This is a genomic window from Comamonas sp. FUJ_7, assembly GCF_057369555.1.
Genome location: NZ_JBXXZI010000010.1, coordinates 1 through 17,777 on the forward strand (window position 1 = coordinate 1; position 17,777 = coordinate 17,777).

The 17,777-nt window shown below is 59.2% G+C and carries 14 protein-coding genes and 2 pseudogenes; 9 read left to right on the top strand and 7 right to left on the bottom strand.

Annotated features, from left to right (window positions below; all coding sequences use genetic code 11):
- Both AC2I9W_RS14670 and AC2I9W_RS14675 read right to left on the bottom strand, forming a co-directional pair.
- Window positions 1-305 (bottom strand): annotated as a pseudogene (locus AC2I9W_RS14670) (transposase); the annotation flags it as partial.
- Between the two features lie 233 nt (window positions 306-538).
- Entirely contained in the window at window positions 539-913 is a 375-nt protein-coding gene (locus AC2I9W_RS14675) for a RidA family protein (RefSeq protein ID WP_486410669.1), read from the bottom strand.
- A gap of 394 nt (window positions 914-1,307) precedes the next feature.
- On the opposite strand from AC2I9W_RS14675, the pseudogene AC2I9W_RS14680 reads away from it, so the two are divergent.
- Window positions 1,308-2,327, top strand: a pseudogene (locus AC2I9W_RS14680) (Bug family tripartite tricarboxylate transporter substrate binding protein).
- A gap of 805 nt (window positions 2,328-3,132) precedes the next feature.
- On the opposite strand, the gene AC2I9W_RS14685 reads toward AC2I9W_RS14680, so the two are convergent.
- From AC2I9W_RS14685 to AC2I9W_RS14695, 3 genes are all read right to left on the bottom strand, one after another.
- Entirely contained in the window at window positions 3,133-3,960 is an 828-nt protein-coding gene (locus AC2I9W_RS14685) for an SMP-30/gluconolactonase/LRE family protein (protein ID WP_486410670.1), read from the bottom strand.
- A 75-nt stretch (window positions 3,961-4,035) separates the two neighbouring features.
- A complete protein-coding gene (locus AC2I9W_RS14690; RefSeq protein ID WP_486410671.1) occupies window positions 4,036-6,162 on the bottom strand; it encodes an oxidoreductase in 2,127 nt (708 codons plus the stop codon).
- A gap of 16 nt (window positions 6,163-6,178) precedes the next feature.
- Window positions 6,179-8,194: a 2,4-dienoyl-CoA reductase FMN-binding domain-containing protein gene (locus AC2I9W_RS14695; RefSeq protein WP_486410672.1), complete on the bottom strand. Its 2,016-nt coding sequence runs from the start codon at window positions 8,192-8,194 to the stop codon at window positions 6,179-6,181.
- 153 nt (window positions 8,195-8,347) lie between these two features.
- Here AC2I9W_RS14695 and AC2I9W_RS14700 point away from each other — a divergent pair, with 153 nt between their 5' ends.
- A complete protein-coding gene (locus AC2I9W_RS14700; protein ID WP_486410673.1) occupies window positions 8,348-9,121 on the top strand; it encodes a 3-alpha-hydroxysteroid 3-dehydrogenase in 774 nt (257 codons plus the stop codon).
- A 152-nt stretch (window positions 9,122-9,273) separates the two neighbouring features.
- Complete coding sequence (locus AC2I9W_RS14705; RefSeq protein ID WP_486410674.1) at window positions 9,274-9,648, top strand: steroid Delta-isomerase; 375 nt, start codon at window positions 9,274-9,276, stop codon at window positions 9,646-9,648.
- A gap of 212 nt (window positions 9,649-9,860) precedes the next feature.
- Here the strand turns inward: AC2I9W_RS14705 and AC2I9W_RS14710 are convergent, their stop codons facing one another.
- Together AC2I9W_RS14710 and AC2I9W_RS14715 are read right to left on the bottom strand one after the other, a co-directional pair.
- Window positions 9,861-10,772, bottom strand: a complete 912-nt coding sequence (locus tag AC2I9W_RS14710) for a bifunctional GNAT family N-acetyltransferase/nucleoside diphosphate kinase regulator (protein WP_486410675.1) — start codon at window positions 10,770-10,772, stop codon at window positions 9,861-9,863.
- A gap of 319 nt (window positions 10,773-11,091) precedes the next feature.
- Entirely contained in the window at window positions 11,092-11,904 is an 813-nt protein-coding gene (locus AC2I9W_RS14715; protein WP_486410676.1) for an enoyl-CoA hydratase, read from the bottom strand.
- Between the two features lie 109 nt (window positions 11,905-12,013).
- On the opposite strand from AC2I9W_RS14715, the gene AC2I9W_RS14720 reads away from it, so the two are divergent.
- The 6 genes from AC2I9W_RS14720 to AC2I9W_RS14745 are packed head-to-tail and all read left to right on the top strand — an operon-like array spanning window position 12,014 to window position 17,733.
- On the top strand, window positions 12,014-12,805 hold the full coding sequence (locus AC2I9W_RS14720) for an SDR family oxidoreductase (protein WP_486410677.1): 792 nt from the start codon (window positions 12,014-12,016) through the stop codon (window positions 12,803-12,805).
- Window positions 12,806-12,823: 18 nt separating this feature from the next.
- Window positions 12,824-13,777 (top strand): Zn-ribbon domain-containing OB-fold protein, encoded by a 954-nt coding sequence (locus tag AC2I9W_RS14725; protein ID WP_486410678.1) that lies wholly within the window; start codon window positions 12,824-12,826, stop codon window positions 13,775-13,777.
- Between the two features lie 16 nt (window positions 13,778-13,793).
- Window positions 13,794-14,900, top strand: a complete 1,107-nt coding sequence (locus tag AC2I9W_RS14730) for an acyl-CoA dehydrogenase family protein (RefSeq protein WP_486410679.1) — start codon at window positions 13,794-13,796, stop codon at window positions 14,898-14,900.
- Window positions 14,901-14,915: 15 nt separating this feature from the next.
- A complete protein-coding gene (locus AC2I9W_RS14735; RefSeq protein WP_158392390.1) occupies window positions 14,916-15,332 on the top strand; it encodes a MaoC family dehydratase in 417 nt (138 codons plus the stop codon).
- A gap of 31 nt (window positions 15,333-15,363) precedes the next feature.
- Window positions 15,364-16,536 carry a lipid-transfer protein gene (locus AC2I9W_RS14740; RefSeq protein ID WP_486410745.1) on the top strand — a complete coding sequence of 391 codons (1,173 nt, stop codon included), beginning with the start codon at window positions 15,364-15,366 and terminating at the stop codon, window positions 16,534-16,536.
- Between the two features lie 15 nt (window positions 16,537-16,551).
- Entirely contained in the window at window positions 16,552-17,733 is a 1,182-nt protein-coding gene (locus AC2I9W_RS14745) for an acyl-CoA dehydrogenase family protein (protein ID WP_486410680.1), read from the top strand.
- The last annotated feature ends 44 nt before the right edge of the window (window positions 17,734-17,777 follow it).

Consider the following 17,777-nt stretch of genomic DNA (forward strand, 5'->3'; position numbering starts at 1 on the left):
TCAGGATAGTGCTCTCATCAGGCGTGGCACTGCCATGACAGGCTAGCGAATTCCCGAAACAAGGGCATGTCATGCAGTGCTTCTTCCATCGCTGGATCGCTGAGGTTGAACCACTGCTGCATGAAGTGAATGCGTAGCAGCATCTCCACAGGAAATGGAGGCCGCCCTTTGCGACCTTCAGGTGCATATGGCGCAATCAAGTCCACCAACTCTTGCCATGGAACGACTTGCTGCATCTGCTCCAGGAATTCGCGTTTACGTGTTTTTTTGGTGGAAAGGTTCAGGCCAAGATCAAATTGCTGCATAGGCCGGGATGCTGCCGCACCCGGCACGCATGTGCAAGCACATGCGTTGGGGACTTATGCAGAGGTTCCTTAAGCTCGACCTCATACTAAGTAAGTTCATCCTCCAATCAGACCGAAATGCGTCAGCTTTCAACGATAACCGAAGTAGCAAGGTGTCCAATTGGAGTGGTGAGCTGTCCACGAAATATTGGAACGGGTGTCCACATAAAGTGAAATCTGCAGCCGAGCAGTTCTTACTGCGCTGGCGAATAGGCTTGTGCTTCGATCTCTACGCCTACGCCGAATGCCAGTTTGGCCTCCACGGTGCTACGCACTGGGTATGCACCCTCTTTGAAGTAGGTGCGGTAGACCTCGTTAAATCGCTCAAAATTTCCAAGATCGCTCAACCAGATGGTGGTTTTAATGACCTGATCCATTGAACTTCCTGCTGCTTGTAGGCTGCTGGAAATTGTGGACAACACAGCATGTGTTTGTGCTTCGATGCTATCCAGCAGTGGTTTGCCATCTTGCAGCGGAATTTGCCCCGACAAAAATACGAAATCACCAATACGGATTGCCTTGGAGATAGGGAATGCTGCCGGGCCTTGGAAATATTCTATGGATTTCATACGGTGCTCTAAGCTGAATGCACCGGACTAATTTCGACATCTCTACGGTATGCCTGCGGAAGTCCGACACGGATTTAAAACGCTGGATTGTAAGATAATTTGCATATATGCAAAAACTGGCTATCATCCCGCACAGCTGATTTTTAAAAGCTAGATTGCTCGGCTTGAGTCGGCACTCCGTGCATTTCCCTGCTCATCTAGAGAGTGCGCATGGCACACCCGACGAGCATTAGGCTGGTCTGATATTTGCATATATGGAATTTTGCTGTGTACAAAAGTCACCAATAAGAGTGATCACTAAGCTTTATCAGGTAACACACCCGATGCGATTCATTCGCGTATTCGGGGCGTTTTGAAACTCTTCGGGATTCAAGGATTCAATATGAAAAAAGCGATGCATGTCCTTCACACGACATCGACTCGTCCACGCATCGTGGGTCGCGCACTGGCAATTAGTCTGGCGTCTGCCGCGAGCTTTTCGATAGCAACAACAGCGCACGCGCAAGAGGTGGCTTGGCCACAAAAACCCATCCGTTTGATTGTTCCCGCTGCGGCTGGCGGCGGCTCAGACAACATCGCTCGGATATGGGCAGATTGCATCGGCATGAAGGTAGGTCAACCCGTTGTTGTCGACAACCGAGGTGGTGCATTCGGCATTCCTGCGATCCAGGCGCTAAAGCAAGGGGCTGCAGATGGCTATACCTTGTTCTTTGCTGGCATGTCGCACTTTGCTATCACGCCGTATATCTATGCTAAACAGCCGTACTTCCCAGAAAAGGACTTTGAACCCATTTCTTTGCTGGTGACCGCTCCCTACATTCTGGCAACGAACCCCAATTCCAAGATTTCAGCTTTTGGTAATATTCCCAAAGCATCTCAGGCAACAGACGGCGGCTAGAATTTCAGTTCACCCGGCAATGGCTCGCCTGCACACTTGATGCAAGCTATTTTGTCCGCCAAGATGCAGACGAAATTTACCCACGTACCGTTCCAGGGGGAGCCTGCAGGCATTACCGCTTTAGCGGGCGACCAAATTGACCTCGGCTTGTTTGTGGCAAGCACTGCTTTGCCGCAAGCCGTAGCCGGAAAAATCAAACCACTGGCGGTGTTTGGCGAAAAGCGGATGCCTGAGATTCCCAACGTTCCAACCATTAATGAAGTTCTGGATGCGCCAGAGCTTTCCCGTGGCAGCTGGGGTGCTATTGTTGCGAAAAGCGGAACGCCTAGCGCCATCGTTAACAAGCTGCACGAACAAACCCAGCAGTGCTTGCAAGATCCTGCGTTAGTCAAACGATACGAAGCAGCTAAGCAAGTCGTAATTCTGGGGCCAGTGACTGAGCTGAAGAAGTACGCTGACCGTGATACAGCGATGTGGAAGCCCATCATCCAAAATCTTGGTGTGCGTAACGAGTAATTTCTGCACTCCCATAAAAATACCGGCTGAAAGCCGGTATTTTTATGGCGTCCTTAGTTTGTAGCGTTCTTTGCGTTAGCGTCAGCTTGAAACGTGTTTGAGTGGTGATGCCTCGACGCCCCCACATATTTGAACCGCACAGAACTTTGGAGTCCGATGAGGCCATTTAGCTGGTAGTGCATCAGTGTCTGCGCATAGACTGATGGCGTAAGCCCTCCAAGCGATCTCTTAGTCCACTGCTCGCTGTGTTCCCGGTGCCAAGCTTCAACGGGGGATTCGTGAACAAATGCGCACGAAGGGATTCATCGCGTAATCGTCCGGGACCTGACAGCTAGCTAGCCCGATCCGTGCTAGCTTCGTCATCTGAGTGTTGATACCAGTTCTAATGACCACTCGTTCCAATGTTTTGGGGACAGTGCGCTGAATTTTTTTGGGCGGCTCAGAACTCAACTTGGACAGTTAGCTACCGCTGCGAAGCAGACCATCGTAGTCAAATTGAGAGCGGAAGCAATGGGTCGAGGTTGCGTGAAAACCGAGTCATGAGCAAAGCAATTAGGACATCACGTTTTCAGAACCATCCAGGTCGATGGTTGTGCTGTCGGCAATGGTTTTTACTACTCAAAGAAACCTGATGTTTACGTGTTTTCACACAGCCTCGGTCGATTGCAGTCAGCTGCCAGTGACACAGCTCGCGCCGACTTCATTGAGAACACTTCTGCTTAATAGACTGAAATTCAATAAAAACAGCCTGTAGCCTAATCACTGAGAGCGATTAATGCTATTTAATAGATAGCAATCCTTGTTTTCAGTAGCGCCCCGCCACGGCGACTCGCATAGTCTCAATCTGGCTCTGCCGCAGTTCCAAAGCTTGCTCAGGCGCGCAGGTGGGGCCGCTGAGCATGAATAGTGTGTACCCATCTTCGCCGCCCAGGGCGCAGGCAATGGCCGGCGTGGTGCTGGGGATTCGGTTAGTGATTTCACCCCCTTCGCGCACGCGCACAAACTCTGGAGTGGAGGGGGACGCGACCCACAGCGCTCCCTCTGCATCAAGGCTTATGCCGTCGGGCATCAAGTGGCCCAGGTTGGCCCAGACGCGGCGGCCGCTCAGGCTGCCATCGGCGGCAATGTCAAAGGCCGTGAGCCGGTGTGCTATGGTCTCGGCGACGATCAGTGTTTTGCCATCGGGCGTGATGACGCTGCCGTTGGGGAACATCAGCTCATCGGCCACCACGCGGGCGCTGCCGTCGGGCTGTACCAAGATCAGATTTGTTGTGCAGGGCGGCGTGCTGCTGAAGACATCAAAGCCAAAGTTGCCCACATAAGCCCGGCCCAGAGCATCCACTACCATCTCGTTGCAGTGGGCGGGTGCAAGCTGCGAGAGGTCGGCGTGTAGCACCAGGCCTTCGGGATCTTGACGTAGTATGCAGCGCCGCTGCATGGAGACAAGCAGCAGGCGGCCATCGGGCAGCCAGCCCAGGCCTGATGGCCAGTCATCGAGCTGCAGCTCGGTGCGCAAGTCGCCGTTGCTGCCGATGCTGCACACGCGCTGCGCATACATATCGGAAAACCAGAGCCTGCCAGCATGCCAGCGCGGAGCTTCGGCAAAGGCAAGAGCTGTGGTGAGGGTGCTCAAGGATTCAGGCATCATCAAAAGTAAAAAGGCATGACGAGCCTTGCGAACTCGTCATGCCTTGGGTGAAGCAGAAAATCAGATCGCACGGCCTGCTGCGTGGCCCGAGTGCATGGCGCCTTCGATATAGCCCAGGTCGTTGCAGTCACCAATGCGGCGCAGAGGAATCTGGGTGATGGTCTGCAACTGATCGGCGACGGTGGAGTCGGCTTCTGCACCAATGGCCAGCACCACGGAGTCTGCGGGCGTGCGGTGTTCTTCGCCGTTCTTGTCGGTCCAGACGACTTCCTTGCGCTCGATCTTGGTCACGTTGGACTGCATCAGCAGCTTGCCGTGGGCCTTGACGGCGTCATAGACGCGCCAGCGGCGCACGATGGCGAGTTCGGTGCCCGGATGGGTGCCGGGGTCCAGCACGGTGACTTCACGGCCGCGATCGAGCAGGAACTCGGCCAGCTCCAGTCCGACCAGACCTGCGCCCACAATGACGACCTTCTTGCCCAGTGGCATCCACAGCTTGGACAGGTTCTGAATGGCTGCCGTGCTGTCGGTCACCTTGAGCATGCCGCCGGCCTTGAACAGCGCGCGCTCGGTCAGGCTGAGCTTGGCTTTGGCAATTTCGTCGGCGCGGTCGCCGGTCATCAGGCGGCGCAGCTCGTCGCCACTCCACACGTGACTCTGGTCTGCGCCTTCGATGGCGGGTGCTGCGCGCTTGGCGCCGGTGCCCACCAGAATCTCGTCGGGCTGCAGCTCGTTGATCAGCTTGGCATCCACGGTGGTGTTGAAGCGCACCTGGATATTGGGGTGATCCATCTGCTTGACCAGATAGTCCAGCAGGCGGCCGTTCTCTGGGTAGGCGAGAGCGGCAAAGAACAGGGTGCCGCCCAGGCGGTCACTGCGCTCGGCCAGAGTCACGCGATGGCCGCGCAGGGCGGCGACACGGGCGGCTTCCATGCCCGAGGGGCCGCCACCGACGATCAGCACATGCTTGGGCTTTTCGGCGAAGGTGATGGCCCTGGTCGCTTCGTGGCCGGTCTGAGCGTTGACCGCGCACTTGATGCCCTTGTTGATGAAAATCTCGCTCACGCAGGCATAGCAGTAAATGCAGGGGCGCACGCTCTGGGCGGTGTTGGCTTGCAGCTTGTTGGCAAGGTCGGGATCGGCCAGCAGCTTGCGGCCCATGGCCACAAAGTCGATCTCGCCATTGCTGATGGCGGCAGCGGCTGCATCCAGCTCCCAGCGGCCTGCCGAGATGATGGGAATGCTCACGGCCTTTTTGATGCCGATGGCGAATTCGCGATAGGCATTTTGCTTTTGCGGAATCGGTGCGTCGGTAAAAGCCGTGCCGGTGGGCAGGCGTGCATAGGCCGAGACGTTGATAGCATCCGCGCCCAGCTCTTCGCAGAGCTTGGCAGTCTTGAGAGCCTCGTCCATGGTGATGCCGCCGGGCGTGTGCATTTCTTCGGCGTCAATACGCACCCAGATGGGGAAGTCCGCGCCCACGCGTTCGCGCACGGCGGTCAGCACCTCGCGCAGCAGGCGGCTGCGGTTTTCATAGCTGCCGCCATATTCATCGGTGCGGCTGTTGAAGAAGGGCGAGAGGAAGTTGGCGATCATGTAGTTGTGCGCACAGTGCACTTCTACAGCGTCAAAGTTGGCCTGCTTGGCGCGCAGGGCGGCGGCGGCAAACCATTCCACCATTTGGGCAATATCGGCCTTGTCCATCACGCGGTAGCGGTCGGGGTGGGGGCCCACTCCCACAAAGGTCGAGAACTCCTTGGGCGTGACGGTGCGCATGGCTTCAGCCACGGGGCCGTTGGGCGGAATGGAGGACACCCACATCTCACGGCCGTGGGTGCGGTCGTTGGCGGCGACCTTGCCGCTGTGATTGATCTGGATGGCGACCTTGCCGCCGTGCGAGTGAACGCGGCGCGTGACTTCGGCCAGACCGGGGATGAAGTCGTCGTTGGAGATGCCCAGCTGGTGCGGCTCGCTGGTGCCTGTGGGCCAGGAGATGGCGGCCGTGCCCATGATGATCAGGCCGGTGCCGCCCTTGGCGCGCTCTGCGTAATAGTCCTGGGCGCGTTCGCCGCAGACGCCGTCGGTGCCACCGTAGTTCTCGCCCATGGGGGCCATGATGATGCGGTTTTTCAGCTCCATGGTGCCAATACGGCCCGGCTGCAGCATTGATGCGTGGGGATTGCTCATTTTGTTTCGCTGTCTCCTATAGTTGTCGGCCGAGTTCGGCCCCTTCCTCGATGGCGCGCGCTGCGTCAATTTTGTGAGCATTGCGCGCGCCTCCAATCACGGTGTGCGCAATGCTGTGTTCTTGGAGTCTGGCGGACCAGGGGTCGTGCGCATCCTGGCCGGCACAGATGACGATGTTGTCCACGCTCAGGCAGCGCTGCTCGCCGCGAATGCGCAGGTGCAAGCCGTTTTCGTCAATGTGGATGTACTCGGCGTCATTGAGCATGCGTGCATTTTTGCTCTTGACGCGGCTGCGCCGTATCCAGCCTGTGGTAGTGGGCAGGGTGCTGCCCATGGGGGACTTGCTGCGCTGCAGCAGCCAGATATGGCGTGGAGACTGCGTTTTCTCGCTGGCCTGAATGCCGCCGCGCTGCTCACGCTGCAGGTCTATGCCCCATTCGCGGCTAAAGGCCAGCACGCTGCCGTCGTCGGCTTTGTGGTGCGCCAGCAGCTCGGCCATGTCAAAGCCCAGAGGGCCGGCACCCACGATGGCAACGCGCTCACCCACAAAGCGCGGGCTGCGCAGGGCCTCCAGATAGTCAATGACTTTGGAGTTGTTTTCGCCCTCAATGCCACTGCGCCTGGGCGTGACGCCCGTGGCGACGACCACATGATCAAACCCCTTGAGCGCCGCGATGTCGGGCGTGGTGTTCAGCCGCAGCTCGATCCCCAGGCGCTGGATTTCGTACTCGAAGTAGCGCAGCGTCTCTCCCAGCTCCTGCTTTCCGGGCACTTTCTGTGCCAGAAAGAACTGGCCGCCTATGCGTATGCTGGGCTCGAACAGCGTGACCTTGTGACCGCGCTCGGCCGCTTCGCGGGCGCAGGCCAGACCCGCAGGGCCCGCGCCGAGCACGGCGACCCTGAGGGGCTTTTTCGCCTTGCCCTGAGGCCATTCCCACTCGCGACAGGCCCTGGGGTTGACCATGCAGCTGACTTGCTGGCGCGTGAAGATGCGGTCCAGGCAGGACTGGTTGCAGGCAATGCAGGTGTTGATGGCCGTGTTCTGGCCGGTTTGGGCCTTGCGCACAAAGGCAGGGTCAGCCAGAAAAGGACGGGCCATGGCCACCATGTCGGCATGACCCTGGGCAATCAGATCGTCGGCCACTTCGGGCGTGTTGATGCGGTTGCTGGCTGCCACGGGTACCTTGACGGCGTGTTTGAGCTGCTCGGCCGCCCAGCTGAAGGCAGCGCGCGGCACCATCATGGCAATGGTGGGAATGCGCGCCTCATGCCAGCCCACGCTGGTATTGAACAAGTCCACGCCCGCAGCTTCGAGCTGGCGGGCCAGGTCCAGCACTTCCTTCCAGTGGCTGCCATGCTCGACCAGGTCCATCAGCGACAGGCGAAAGCTGATGACGAAGTTGTGGGGCAGTGCGGCACGAATGCCTTGCACAATGCGCAGCGCAAAGCGGCTGCGGCCTGTGGCATCGCCCCCCCATTCATCGGTGCGGAAGTTGGTCAGTGGGGCCAGGAACTGGTTGATCAGATAGCCTTCGCCGCCCATGACTTCCACGCCGTCATAGCCTGCCTCATGGGCCAGACGGGCGCAGCGCACATAGTCGGCGATGATTTGTTCAATCTGCTCGCCACTGAGTTCGCGCGAGCTGCGGTTGCTGAGCTTGGAGAGCACGCTGCTGGGCGAGACGCCGCCGCTGCCGTGGTCGTAGCGGCCCACATGCAGCACCTGCATCAGAATGTGGCAGCCCTCGGCATGCACGGCCTCGGTGATGACGCGGTGGCGCGCCGCCTGCTCGTGGGTGCACAGCGTGGAAAACTCGGCGTGCTCGGGCATGCCAAGAGCATGCTCGTTGACGCCAAAGCCGCCGGTAACGATCAGCTGCAGACCTTCCCTGGCGCGCTCTACATAAAAAGTCGCCAGCTTTTCAAAACCCTGGGCCTGATCTTCGAGACCGGTGTGCATGGACCCCATCAAAATGCGGTTTTTCAGGGTCAGATGGCCGATACGAATGGGCTGAAACAAAGAGGGGTACATGAGAAGCGTAATGAACGAAGTCTTGCGCCAGTGTGAGATGCCCACAGTAGTTTTTCCATGGGGGAATCACATCGTCCGTTTGCATGTAGTGCGGCGCGCTGGCTTGGGCTTTGATGTGCGTCGCCAACAACCCAAGAAACAAGGAAGAGACAAATGAGCACTATCGTCATGAGCGGCTGCGCCACCGGCATTGGCGCGGCCACCCGCAAGGCCCTGGAAGCCGCTGGCCATCGAATCGTCGGTATCGACATTCGTGATGCGGAGGTGATTGCGGACCTCTCCAACTCCCAGGGCCGCAAGCAAGCCATTGCCGATGTGCTGGCCCAATGCAGCGATGGCATGGATGGTCTGGTGCTGTGCGCAGGGCTGGGTCCGCAGACCAAGGTGCTGGGCAATGTGGTGTCCGTGAATTACTTTGGTGCGACCGAATTGCTCGATGCCTTTTTGCCAGAGCTGCAAAAGAGCAAGAATGCGGCTGCCGTGGTGATCTCTTCGGTGGCATCGGCCCACTTGGCATTTGACAAGAATCCGCTGGCCGCTCCTTTGGAGGGCGGCGATGAGGCCAAGGCGCGTGCCATTGTTGAAAATGCGGGTGAGCACGGCGGCAATCTGGCCTATGCCGGCAGCAAGAATGCGCTGACGGTGGCCGTGCGCAAGCGCACTGCCGCCTGGGGCAAGGCCGGTGTGCGCCTGAACACCATTGCGCCCGGCGCCACGGATACCCCGCTGCTGCAAGCCGGTCTGGATGATCCGCGTTTCAGCGAATCCATCAGCAAGTTCGTGCCGCCGCTGGGCCGCCGTGCCGAGCCTTCCGAGATGGCTTCCGTTATCGCTTTTTTGATGAGCCCGGCCGCGGGCTATGTGCATGGTGCGCAGATCGTCATTGATGGCGGCATTGATGCGGTGATGCGTCCAACGGCATTTTGATTCCCCCTGAGCCGCTTTGCGCCTTCCTCCTCTCTCGCTTCGCGCAAGGGGAGCGATGGCCTTGCTGCGGGGCGCCCCTTGCTGGCCATCTCTTTGCTAGGCCGCTGTGACTTTGAATGGTGCGTTTGAAGTGCCGCCCGATTGGAGAAGAAATGAATACAGCAGAACATATGACCGCCGTGGTGCAACGCTATGTGGCGGCACTCAACGCCGGCGATTTGGAGGGCATTGTTGCCCTGTATGCCGATGACGCCACGGTGGAAGATCCCGTGGGCTCGGAGCCTCAGCGCGGTATTGAGGCCATTCGGGCGTTCTATGCCAACTCGCTCAAGCTGCCGCTGAAGGTGGCACTGACGCAGGAGGTGCGTGCCGTGGCCAACGAGGCGGCTTTTGCCTTTACCGTGAGCTTCGAGTACCAGGGCCGCCAGACCGTGATCGCGCCCATTGACCATTTCCGCTTCAATGAGGCCGGCAAGGTGGTCAGCATGCGGGCGCTGTTTGGCAAGGCCAATATCCACGCAGCCTGAGATGGGCGTCTAACGAGTCGCCATACCGGCTGGAATGTATGCCGGTATGCTCCTGAATTAAAAGCTGCTTGCGCTTGATTTCATTGAATTTCAGATGGATTTATATCTGAAATCAATGCTTATCAAGAGCAGGCAGCTTTCATTTTGATAGCGATGTCAGGGCTTGAGTGCGGAACGCTTGAGCTTTGTGCCCTTGATCTCGGGGTGGAAAGCTAGAGGTGAAAGTCACCCGCTGCCTCGGGCTGGTAGAGCACTTTGGCGATGGAGATATGGCAGGTGCGGTCATCCAGGCGCCAGTCAATCTCGTCGCCTTCGCGGTAGCCCAGAATGGCGGTGCCGACCTCCGAGAAAACCGACAGCTTGCCGGCACTGCTGTCGGCATCTTCCGGATACACCAGGCCCACGGACACTTCACGGTTGTCCAGATGCAAAAGGACCTGCGAGTTCATGGTCACCACATCGCGCTCTATCTGCTTGGGGTTGACCACGGTGGCTCGCTCGATCTCGTGCTCCAGATTGACCACGTCCGACTCATACTCCATCAGCACCAGATTCCTCAGGCGGTTCTGGTCGATCTCCGTGATGCAAATGTCAGAGGCCTTGCTGCGCGCCTGGGTGTGTAGTTGCTGCAGATAGCGCTCACTGCTCAGCGTGAAGGTTTTGAGCGAGACACTTTCGTGGTCCAGCTCAAAGCCGCAGCGCATAAAGGCTTTGATAGAGCGCGTGTTACTGCTGTGAATCTTGGCGATCAGCCGCTCGGCCCGCATCTCGAAGAAGGCCAGCTTCATGCCCTCGCGCAAAGCGCTGGCTCCGAGCTTGCGGCCCCAGTTGTCACGGTCGCCAATGACCAGCACGATCTCGCAGTCCGTGCCCGTCTTGATCAGGCGCACAAAGCCCACCGGTGCATCGTGGCGGTCGTAGGCCATGAAGAAACGCCCGCCCTGATTGAACAAATGGGTCAGTATCGGCAGCTGCACGCGGCCAATGACCTGCTCGATAAAGCGGGAGACGTGGCGCGAATCGCTCAGGTAGCGGGTGACGTTGTCGTCCTCCAGCCAGTCCATCAGATTCAGCGCATTGGCCCGGGTGATCTCCGGGCACAGGGAAATGAAAGGCTTGCTCATATCTTCACCACCACTGGTTGCAAGAATGAAAGCCTTTCATGGCCACGGCCATGGCCATGACGGTTCTTTCGACACAGCCGGTGATTCTAGGTCGCAGGGCGCTTTGAGACCTTGCGCGGCGTTTTATCTCGCACCTCATTGAGCTGTCTTTGGGCGAGCTACAAAAAGTCCGTGCCTTGTGAAGCGCGAGTTACCCAGTGCAGGGCAGCGATGACAGCGCTAGGGAGTGGGGGGGGAGTGCGCTGGAGTGGCAGCTTATGGCGCCGCTACTCCATGAGAAGGCCGAGGTGCTTTCATTGAACCAGTGGTCCGATCCCGTTTATTCACCCTTGAACACGGCCGGGCGCTTTGCAATAAAGGCATTCATGCCTTCCTTTTGATCCTGCGTGGCAAATAGCAGCTGATTGGCTTTGCGCTCCATCAGCAAGGCGGCATCCAGCGATGCATCCATGCCGGCGATCACCACTTCCTTGATCTGCTCCACGGCCAGTGGCGGCATGTGGGCAATGAGCTTGGCCATTTTCAGCGCCTCAGGGATTACCTGATCGTCTGGACAGACTAGGCTGACCAGACCCATGGCATAGGCTTCGTCGGCGCTGATGGGTTTGCCCGTCAGCAAGATGCGCATGGCCTGGAACTTGCCCACGGCGCGTACCAGGCGCTGGGTGCCGCCGATGCCGGGCATGATGCCGATGCGAATCTCGGGCTGGGCAAAGCTGGCGCCCTGGCCGGCAATGATGATGTCGCAGTGCATGGCCAGCTCCGAGCCACCGCCAAAGGCATAGCCGCAGACGGCGGCAATGATGGGCTTGGGGCATTTCTCGATGGGCGCCCAGACGCGCTCGGTGTGGCGCTTCATGATGTCGATGGGCCCGCACGAGTCCATGCTCTTGATATCGCCACCAGCGGCAAAGACTTTCTCCCCCCCCGTGAGCACGATGCAGCGTACGCTGTCATCACTGCCCAGTTGCAGAAATGTCTGTGACAGCGCGGCCTGCAGCGACAGACTCAGGGCGTTGGTGGCCTGAGGGCGGTTCATCTGCACAACGACGACGCCGTTTTCCTCACGCTGAACCAGTAGCTCCTGCGGGTCAGATTCTTTGTTTTCAATAGCAGTCTGTGGTTGAGTCATAAGGAGCTCCAAGGTTTCTAGCTGAGGGGGATGGTCGTTTTCCAAGAGGGGGGATACATCGTCCTTTTGGACGTATCTGCTGCGGGTGCTGAAACCTAAATTTGCAGCCATGGATACGAATAACGACTTTCAAGATCAGGTAGTGCTGGTCACCGGCGGTACCAAAGGTATCGGCAAAGGCATTGCCCAGGCGTTTCTGGCAGCCGGAGCAAAGGTGGTGGTCTGTGGCCGACAGGCTCCCGAGACACTGCCTGAAGCTGGCGGGCGTCAGGCCGAGTTTGTGGCCTGTGATGTGCGCGAGGCCCAGGCCGTCAAGGAGATGGTCGATGGCGTGCGCGAGCGCCATGGTCGTCTGGATGTGCTGATCAACAACGCCGGCGGCGCGCCCCATGTGGACGCTGCCACGGTGTCGCCACGCTTTCACGAGAGCGTGCTGCGCCTGAACCTTTTCTCGACGCTGCACGCCTCGCAGGCGGCCAATGCCGTGATGCAGCAGCAAGACAGTGGCGGCGTGATTGTCTGCATTGGCAGCATCAGCGCGCTGCGTCCCTCGCCCGGCACGGCGGCTTACGGCGCGGCCAAGGCGGCAGTGCTGAATCTGGTCAGCTCTCTGGCCGTGGAATGGGCGCCCAAGGTGCGGGTGGTGGCCGTGAGCCCCGGTCTGGTGCGCACCGAGCAGTCGCATCTGCATTTTGGCGACGAAGCGGGTATTGCTTCCGTGGCTCAGACCATTCCTGCAGGCCGCCTGGCCGAGCCTGAAGACATTGCCAATGCCTGTTTGTATGTGGCGTCCAAGCGCGCTTCGTATATGAGCGGCACCAATTTGCTGCTGCATGGTGGCGGCGAGCGTCCGGCATTTCTGAGTGCTTCGAACTCGGATTCCGTACAAAAAAACCACTGAATTTCAAAGGAGACAATCTTGACTGATCAAGACTGGATGGCAGAAGTCCGCACTTACGTCGGCAAGCAGTACGGGCGCGTCTATGCCTGGGATAAGGTCAACGCCCCCATGATTCGCCAGTGGTGCGAGCTGATGGGTGTGGCCGTGAAGACCAACAAGGAAGGCAAGACCATTGCGCCCCCAGCCATGCTGCAGGTCTGGTGCATGGAAGGTCCGGTTCAGAACAACTATCCGCCCGGCTCCACGACCGAGAACCCTTACGAAGTGCTCAAGCTGATCGAGGCGCACAACTTCCCCTCGACCGTGGCGGTGAACTCCGAGCTGACGTTTGAGCGCGATGTGGTGGAAGGCGAAGACCTTTACTACACCACGCGCCTGGAATCCATCAGCGAGGAAAAGACCACAGCCCTGGGCACGGGCTACTTTGTCACGCAGATCATGGATTACTTCTCGATCAAGGCCAAGAATGGCGAAGACGAGAAAGTGGGGCAGCTGATGTTCCGCGTCTTCAAGTTCCGCCCAGCACAAGTGCACACACCTGCACCCGCAGCCGCCGGTGAAGCCGCTATTCCCAAGATCAAGCGCCCTGCGCCCGGTGTGAGCGATGACAACCGCTTCTTCTGGGAAGGCGTCAAGCAGGGCAAGCTGCTGATCCAGCGTTGCAAGGGCTGTGGTGATCTGCACCATCCGCCCGGGCCCGTGTGCCCCAAGTGCCACTCCTTCGAGTGGGACACGGTGGAGTCCAGCGGCAAGGGCGAGGTGTATTCCTTCGTGGTCATGCACTACCCCGAAGTGCCTCCCTTTGAGTACCCCAACCCCGTGGGACTGATCGAGCTGGAAGAGGGCGTGCGCATCATCTCGCAGCTGATCGGCGTCAAACCCGGCGATGTGAAGATTGGTCAGAAGGTGCAGGTGGAGTTTGTCACCTTTGATGGCGATCTGACCCTGCCCCAGTTCCGTCCCGTGGCCTGATTGAGGGAGAAAAGTCATGGACTTTCAACTCAGTGAAGATCAGCGTGCGTTTGCAGACATGGCGCAAAGCCTGTTTGCCGACTACTGCACGGACGAGAAGCTGCGCGAGCACGACACCTCGGGCCAGCCCTATATGCAGGACTTGTGGCAGCAATGCGTGGCAGCCGGTCTGCACAGCATTCTGGTGCCCGAGTCGGCAGGTGGCCTGGGCCTGGGTGCAACCGAGCTGCTGGCGGTGCTGGAGCAGCAAGGCCGTGCACTGGCACAGGTTCCGCTTTGGCAACAGCAGGTGGCAGCCGCTGCGCTGGCCCAGTTTGGCGAGGGTGCGGATGCCGTAGTGCAGTCCGCCATGGAAGGCGAGCTGATTGCGCTGTCGCTGGAGTGCGTGGTGGCCAGCCGTGGCCCCGGCCTCAAGCTGCAGGGTAATGCACTGACCGGCAAGCTCAATGCCGTGGCACTGGGCGCCCAGGCGCCCGTGGCGCTGGTGGCTGCGCAGACGGATAGCGGCGCGCTGAAGCTGGTGCTGGTCAATCTGCAGGCTGCCGGTGTGCAGCGTACCGAAGGCATGCGTCAGGACTACTGCGGTGTGGCGGATATCTCCTTCAACCAGACACCTGTGATGGATGTGCTGCGCGGTCGCGCGCTGGACTGGGTGAGCGAGCAGGCCATTGCCTGCATGGCCAGCCTGCAGCAAGGCGTGACGCAGGAGCAGCTGCGCCGCACGGTGGAGTATGTGACCGAGCGCAAGCAGTTCGATCGCCCCATCGGTAGCTTTCAGCTGGCGCAAGGCCAGATGGCCGACGGCTACATCCTCATGCAAGCCCAGCGCAGCGCGTTGTGCCAGCTGGTGTGGCGTCTGGATGCCGGTCTGCCCTGCGTGCCGCAAGCCCACGCTGTGCGTGCCCAGTCCAACGAGCTGGGCCTGAAGGTCGGCCGCATGGCGCAGCACCTGCATGGCGGCATGGGCGTGGACGTGACCTATCACATCCACCGCTACATGTTCTGGAGCCGCGCTCTGGCGGCCGAGTTCGGTGGTTCGAACTACCACCTTGAGGCGCTGGGCCAGTGGCTGGCTGATAACGACAACCTCGGCTGGAAGTACGACCTGCCTGAAGACCGCTAAAGGAATACATACATCATGGCTAACCAAAACATTCGCTTTGAATCGGTCAACGTCGGTGACGAACTGCAGGCCGTTAGCGTGCCTATCACCGTGCCCCTGATTGCCGGCGGCGCGATTGCAACGCGTGACTACTTTCCCGGTCACCACGACCGCGATGCGGCGCGTGAGCTGGGCTCCCCCCATATCTTCATGAACATTCTGACCACCAATGGTCTGGTGCAGAGTTTTGTGGAAGGATGGGCCGGCCCCGAGGCGCGTCTGATGGATCTGAAGATTCGTCTGGGTGCTCCCAACTACCCCGGTGACACCATGAAGTTCACCGGCTCCGTGACCGAGAAGAACGATGCCACGCGCAGCGTGCAGATCACTTTGAAGGGAACCAACTCCATGGGTTCTCACGTCAGCGGCACTGTGCAAGTGGCGCTGTCTTAAAACAAGAAGCGGAGACATTCCTGTGAACGATATGAATATTTCCGGCCGCGCCGCCATTGTGGGTCTGGGCGCTACTGAATTTTCCAAGAACTCCGGTCGCACTGAGCTGCGTCTGGCGATGGAAGCTACGCTGGCTGCTCTGGAAGATGCGGGCATCGACCCCCGCGAGGTGGATGGCTTTTCCTCGTACACCATGGACAAGGTGCCCGAGTACGAAATTGCCCGCCTGCTGGGTTCGCGCAAGGTGAGCTTTTTCTCGCAAATCCCTCACGGCGGTGGTGCAGCCTGCGCGCCCGTGCTGCACGCTGCTATGGCTGTGGCCACAGGCATCGCCAAGACCGTGGTGGTGTACCGCGCCATGAACGAGCGCAGCTGGTATCGCTTTGGTACCGGTGACTACAACTTTGGCGACAAGCCTTTCTTCGACAGCGTGAACTACGGTTGGTACATGCCTTACGGCTTTCACACGCCTGCAGCCTGGGTGGGCATGTTTGCCCGCCGCTACATGCATGCCTATGGCGCAACCAGCGAAGACTTTGGCCGTGTAGCCGTTGCCGTGCGTGACTTTGCTGCTACTAATCCTGCAGCTTTCTTCTACGGCAAGCCCATCACGCTGGAAGATCACCAAAAGAGTAAGTGGATTGCCGATCCTCTGCACCTGCTGGACTGCTGCCAGGAGTCCGACGGCGCCGTGGCCATGGTCATCACCTCCAGCGACCGAGCCAAGGATCTCAAGGCCAAGCCTGTGTACATCAAGGGCGCAGCCCAGGGCATGAGCGAAGGCCAGCAATCCATGACCTCGTTCTACCGTAACGACATCACCGATCTGCCGGAGATGGGCCATGTGGCCAACCAGCTGTGGAAGCAAAGCGGCCTGACGCCCGACGACATTCAGACCGCAGTGCTGTACGACCACTTCACACCGTTTGTCATGACCCAGCTCGAAGAGTTCGGCTTCTGCAAGCGCGGTGAGGCCAAGGAGTTCGTGCGTGCCGGTATGCATGCCCGTGGCGGCCGTCTGCCAGTGAACACCCACGGCGGTCAGCTGGGTGAGGCCTATATCCACGGCATGAACGGCATTGCCGAGGGCGTGCGCCAGGTGCGCGGCAGCTCTGTCAATCAGGTGGACAACGTGCACAACGTGGTGGTGACCGCAGGTACGGGCGTTCCGACCAGCGGTCTGATTCTGGGCGATCGCGCCTGATCAAAGGGGGCAACCATGTTTATTGATTTGACCCCGGAGCAGCACGCACTGCGCCTGAAGTGCCGTGACTACTTCCAGACCCTGATGACTCCCGACCTGAAGGCTCGCATGCGCGGAGCTGAGGGCGGCGATGAGTTTCGCGAAACCATCCGCAAGATGGGGCGTGACGGCTGGCTGGCCATCGGTTGGCCCAAGGAATACGGCGGCCAGGGCCTCTCGGCGACTGAGCAGCTGATCTTCTTTGAAGAAGCCAATATTGCTGGCGCACCTCTGCCTTTTGTGACCATCAGCACGGTGGGCCCAGCCCTCATGGAGCATGGAACAGAGGCGCAGAAAAATGAGTTTCTGCCCGGCATGGCCACAGGCGACATCATTTTCGCCATTGGTTATTCCGAGCCCGGTGCGGGCTCTGATCTGGCGGTGCTCAAGACACAGGCCGAGCTCAAGGGTGACCTGGAAACCGGCCACTTTGTGGTCAATGGCCAGAAGCTCTGGACCTCGGGCATCGAGGCGGCTGACTACGTGTGGCTGGCCGCGCGTACCAGCCAGGAGCTGGCTCGCCACAAGGGTATCTCCATCATGGTGCTGGACACCAAGGCCAAGGGCTTTTCGCACACGCTGATCGAGACCGTGGGCAGCTACACCGCTGCGACGTACTACGACAACGTGGAAGTGCCTGCCACGCGCCTGATCGGTCAGCTCAACGGTGGCTGGCGCCTGATTACCTCGCAGCTCAACCATGAGCGCCTGGGTCTGGGAGCCTGGTCCGACAAGGTGTTTGCGCCTTTCACCAAGGTGCTGCAGTGGGCCAAGGCCAAGGATGAAAACGGCCGTCGTGCCGTCGATCAGGCCTGGGTGCGCCACAGCCTTGCGGAGTGCTATGCCCGCATTGAAGCCATGCGCTTGACCAACTTCCGCATTGCTGCAGGGCTGGAGGCGGGAACCATGGACGTCAGCCTGGCATCGGCGACCAAGGTCTATGGCTCCGAAGGCGTGATTGAGGTACTGCACCGTCTGATGGACATCGTGGGCAGCAGCTCTTTGGTGCGTGGCGATTCGGCTGCAGCTTTCCTCATGGGCGAGCTGGAGTTTGAAGTGCGTGCCGCGACGGTGAACACCTTTGGTGGTGGCACCAACGAGATTCAGCGTGAGCTGATTGCGCAGTTTGGCCTGGGCATGCCAAGGGCACAGCGCTGATTAATTGAATGCAATGACGTTTGGCCGATCCCGGCAAAGACAAG

What these genes read in the sequence shown, in the direction of transcription:
- AC2I9W_RS14675 (WP_486410669.1), bottom strand. Translation starts at nt 913, where the DNA reads ATGAAATCCATAGAATATTTCCAAGGCCCGGCAGCATTCCCTATCTCC.
- AC2I9W_RS14690 (WP_486410671.1), bottom strand. Translation starts at nt 6,162, where the DNA reads ATGAGCAATCCCCACGCATCAATGCTGCAGCCGGGCCGTATTGGCACC.
- AC2I9W_RS14695 (WP_486410672.1), bottom strand. Translation starts at nt 8,194, where the DNA reads ATGTACCCCTCTTTGTTTCAGCCCATTCGTATCGGCCATCTGACCCTG.
- AC2I9W_RS14700 (WP_486410673.1), top strand. Translation starts at nt 8,348, where the DNA reads ATGAGCACTATCGTCATGAGCGGCTGCGCCACCGGCATTGGCGCGGCC.
- AC2I9W_RS14705 (WP_486410674.1), top strand. Translation starts at nt 9,274, where the DNA reads ATGAATACAGCAGAACATATGACCGCCGTGGTGCAACGCTATGTGGCG.
- AC2I9W_RS14710 (WP_486410675.1), bottom strand. Translation starts at nt 10,772, where the DNA reads ATGAGCAAGCCTTTCATTTCCCTGTGCCCGGAGATCACCCGGGCCAAT.
- AC2I9W_RS14715 (WP_486410676.1), bottom strand. Translation starts at nt 11,904, where the DNA reads ATGACTCAACCACAGACTGCTATTGAAAACAAAGAATCTGACCCGCAG.
- AC2I9W_RS14720 (WP_486410677.1), top strand. Translation starts at nt 12,014, where the DNA reads ATGGATACGAATAACGACTTTCAAGATCAGGTAGTGCTGGTCACCGGC.
- AC2I9W_RS14730 (WP_486410679.1), top strand. Translation starts at nt 13,794, where the DNA reads ATGGACTTTCAACTCAGTGAAGATCAGCGTGCGTTTGCAGACATGGCG.
- AC2I9W_RS14735 (WP_158392390.1), top strand. Translation starts at nt 14,916, where the DNA reads ATGGCTAACCAAAACATTCGCTTTGAATCGGTCAACGTCGGTGACGAA.
- AC2I9W_RS14740 (WP_486410745.1), top strand. Translation starts at nt 15,364, where the DNA reads ATGAATATTTCCGGCCGCGCCGCCATTGTGGGTCTGGGCGCTACTGAA.
- AC2I9W_RS14745 (WP_486410680.1), top strand. Translation starts at nt 16,552, where the DNA reads ATGTTTATTGATTTGACCCCGGAGCAGCACGCACTGCGCCTGAAGTGC.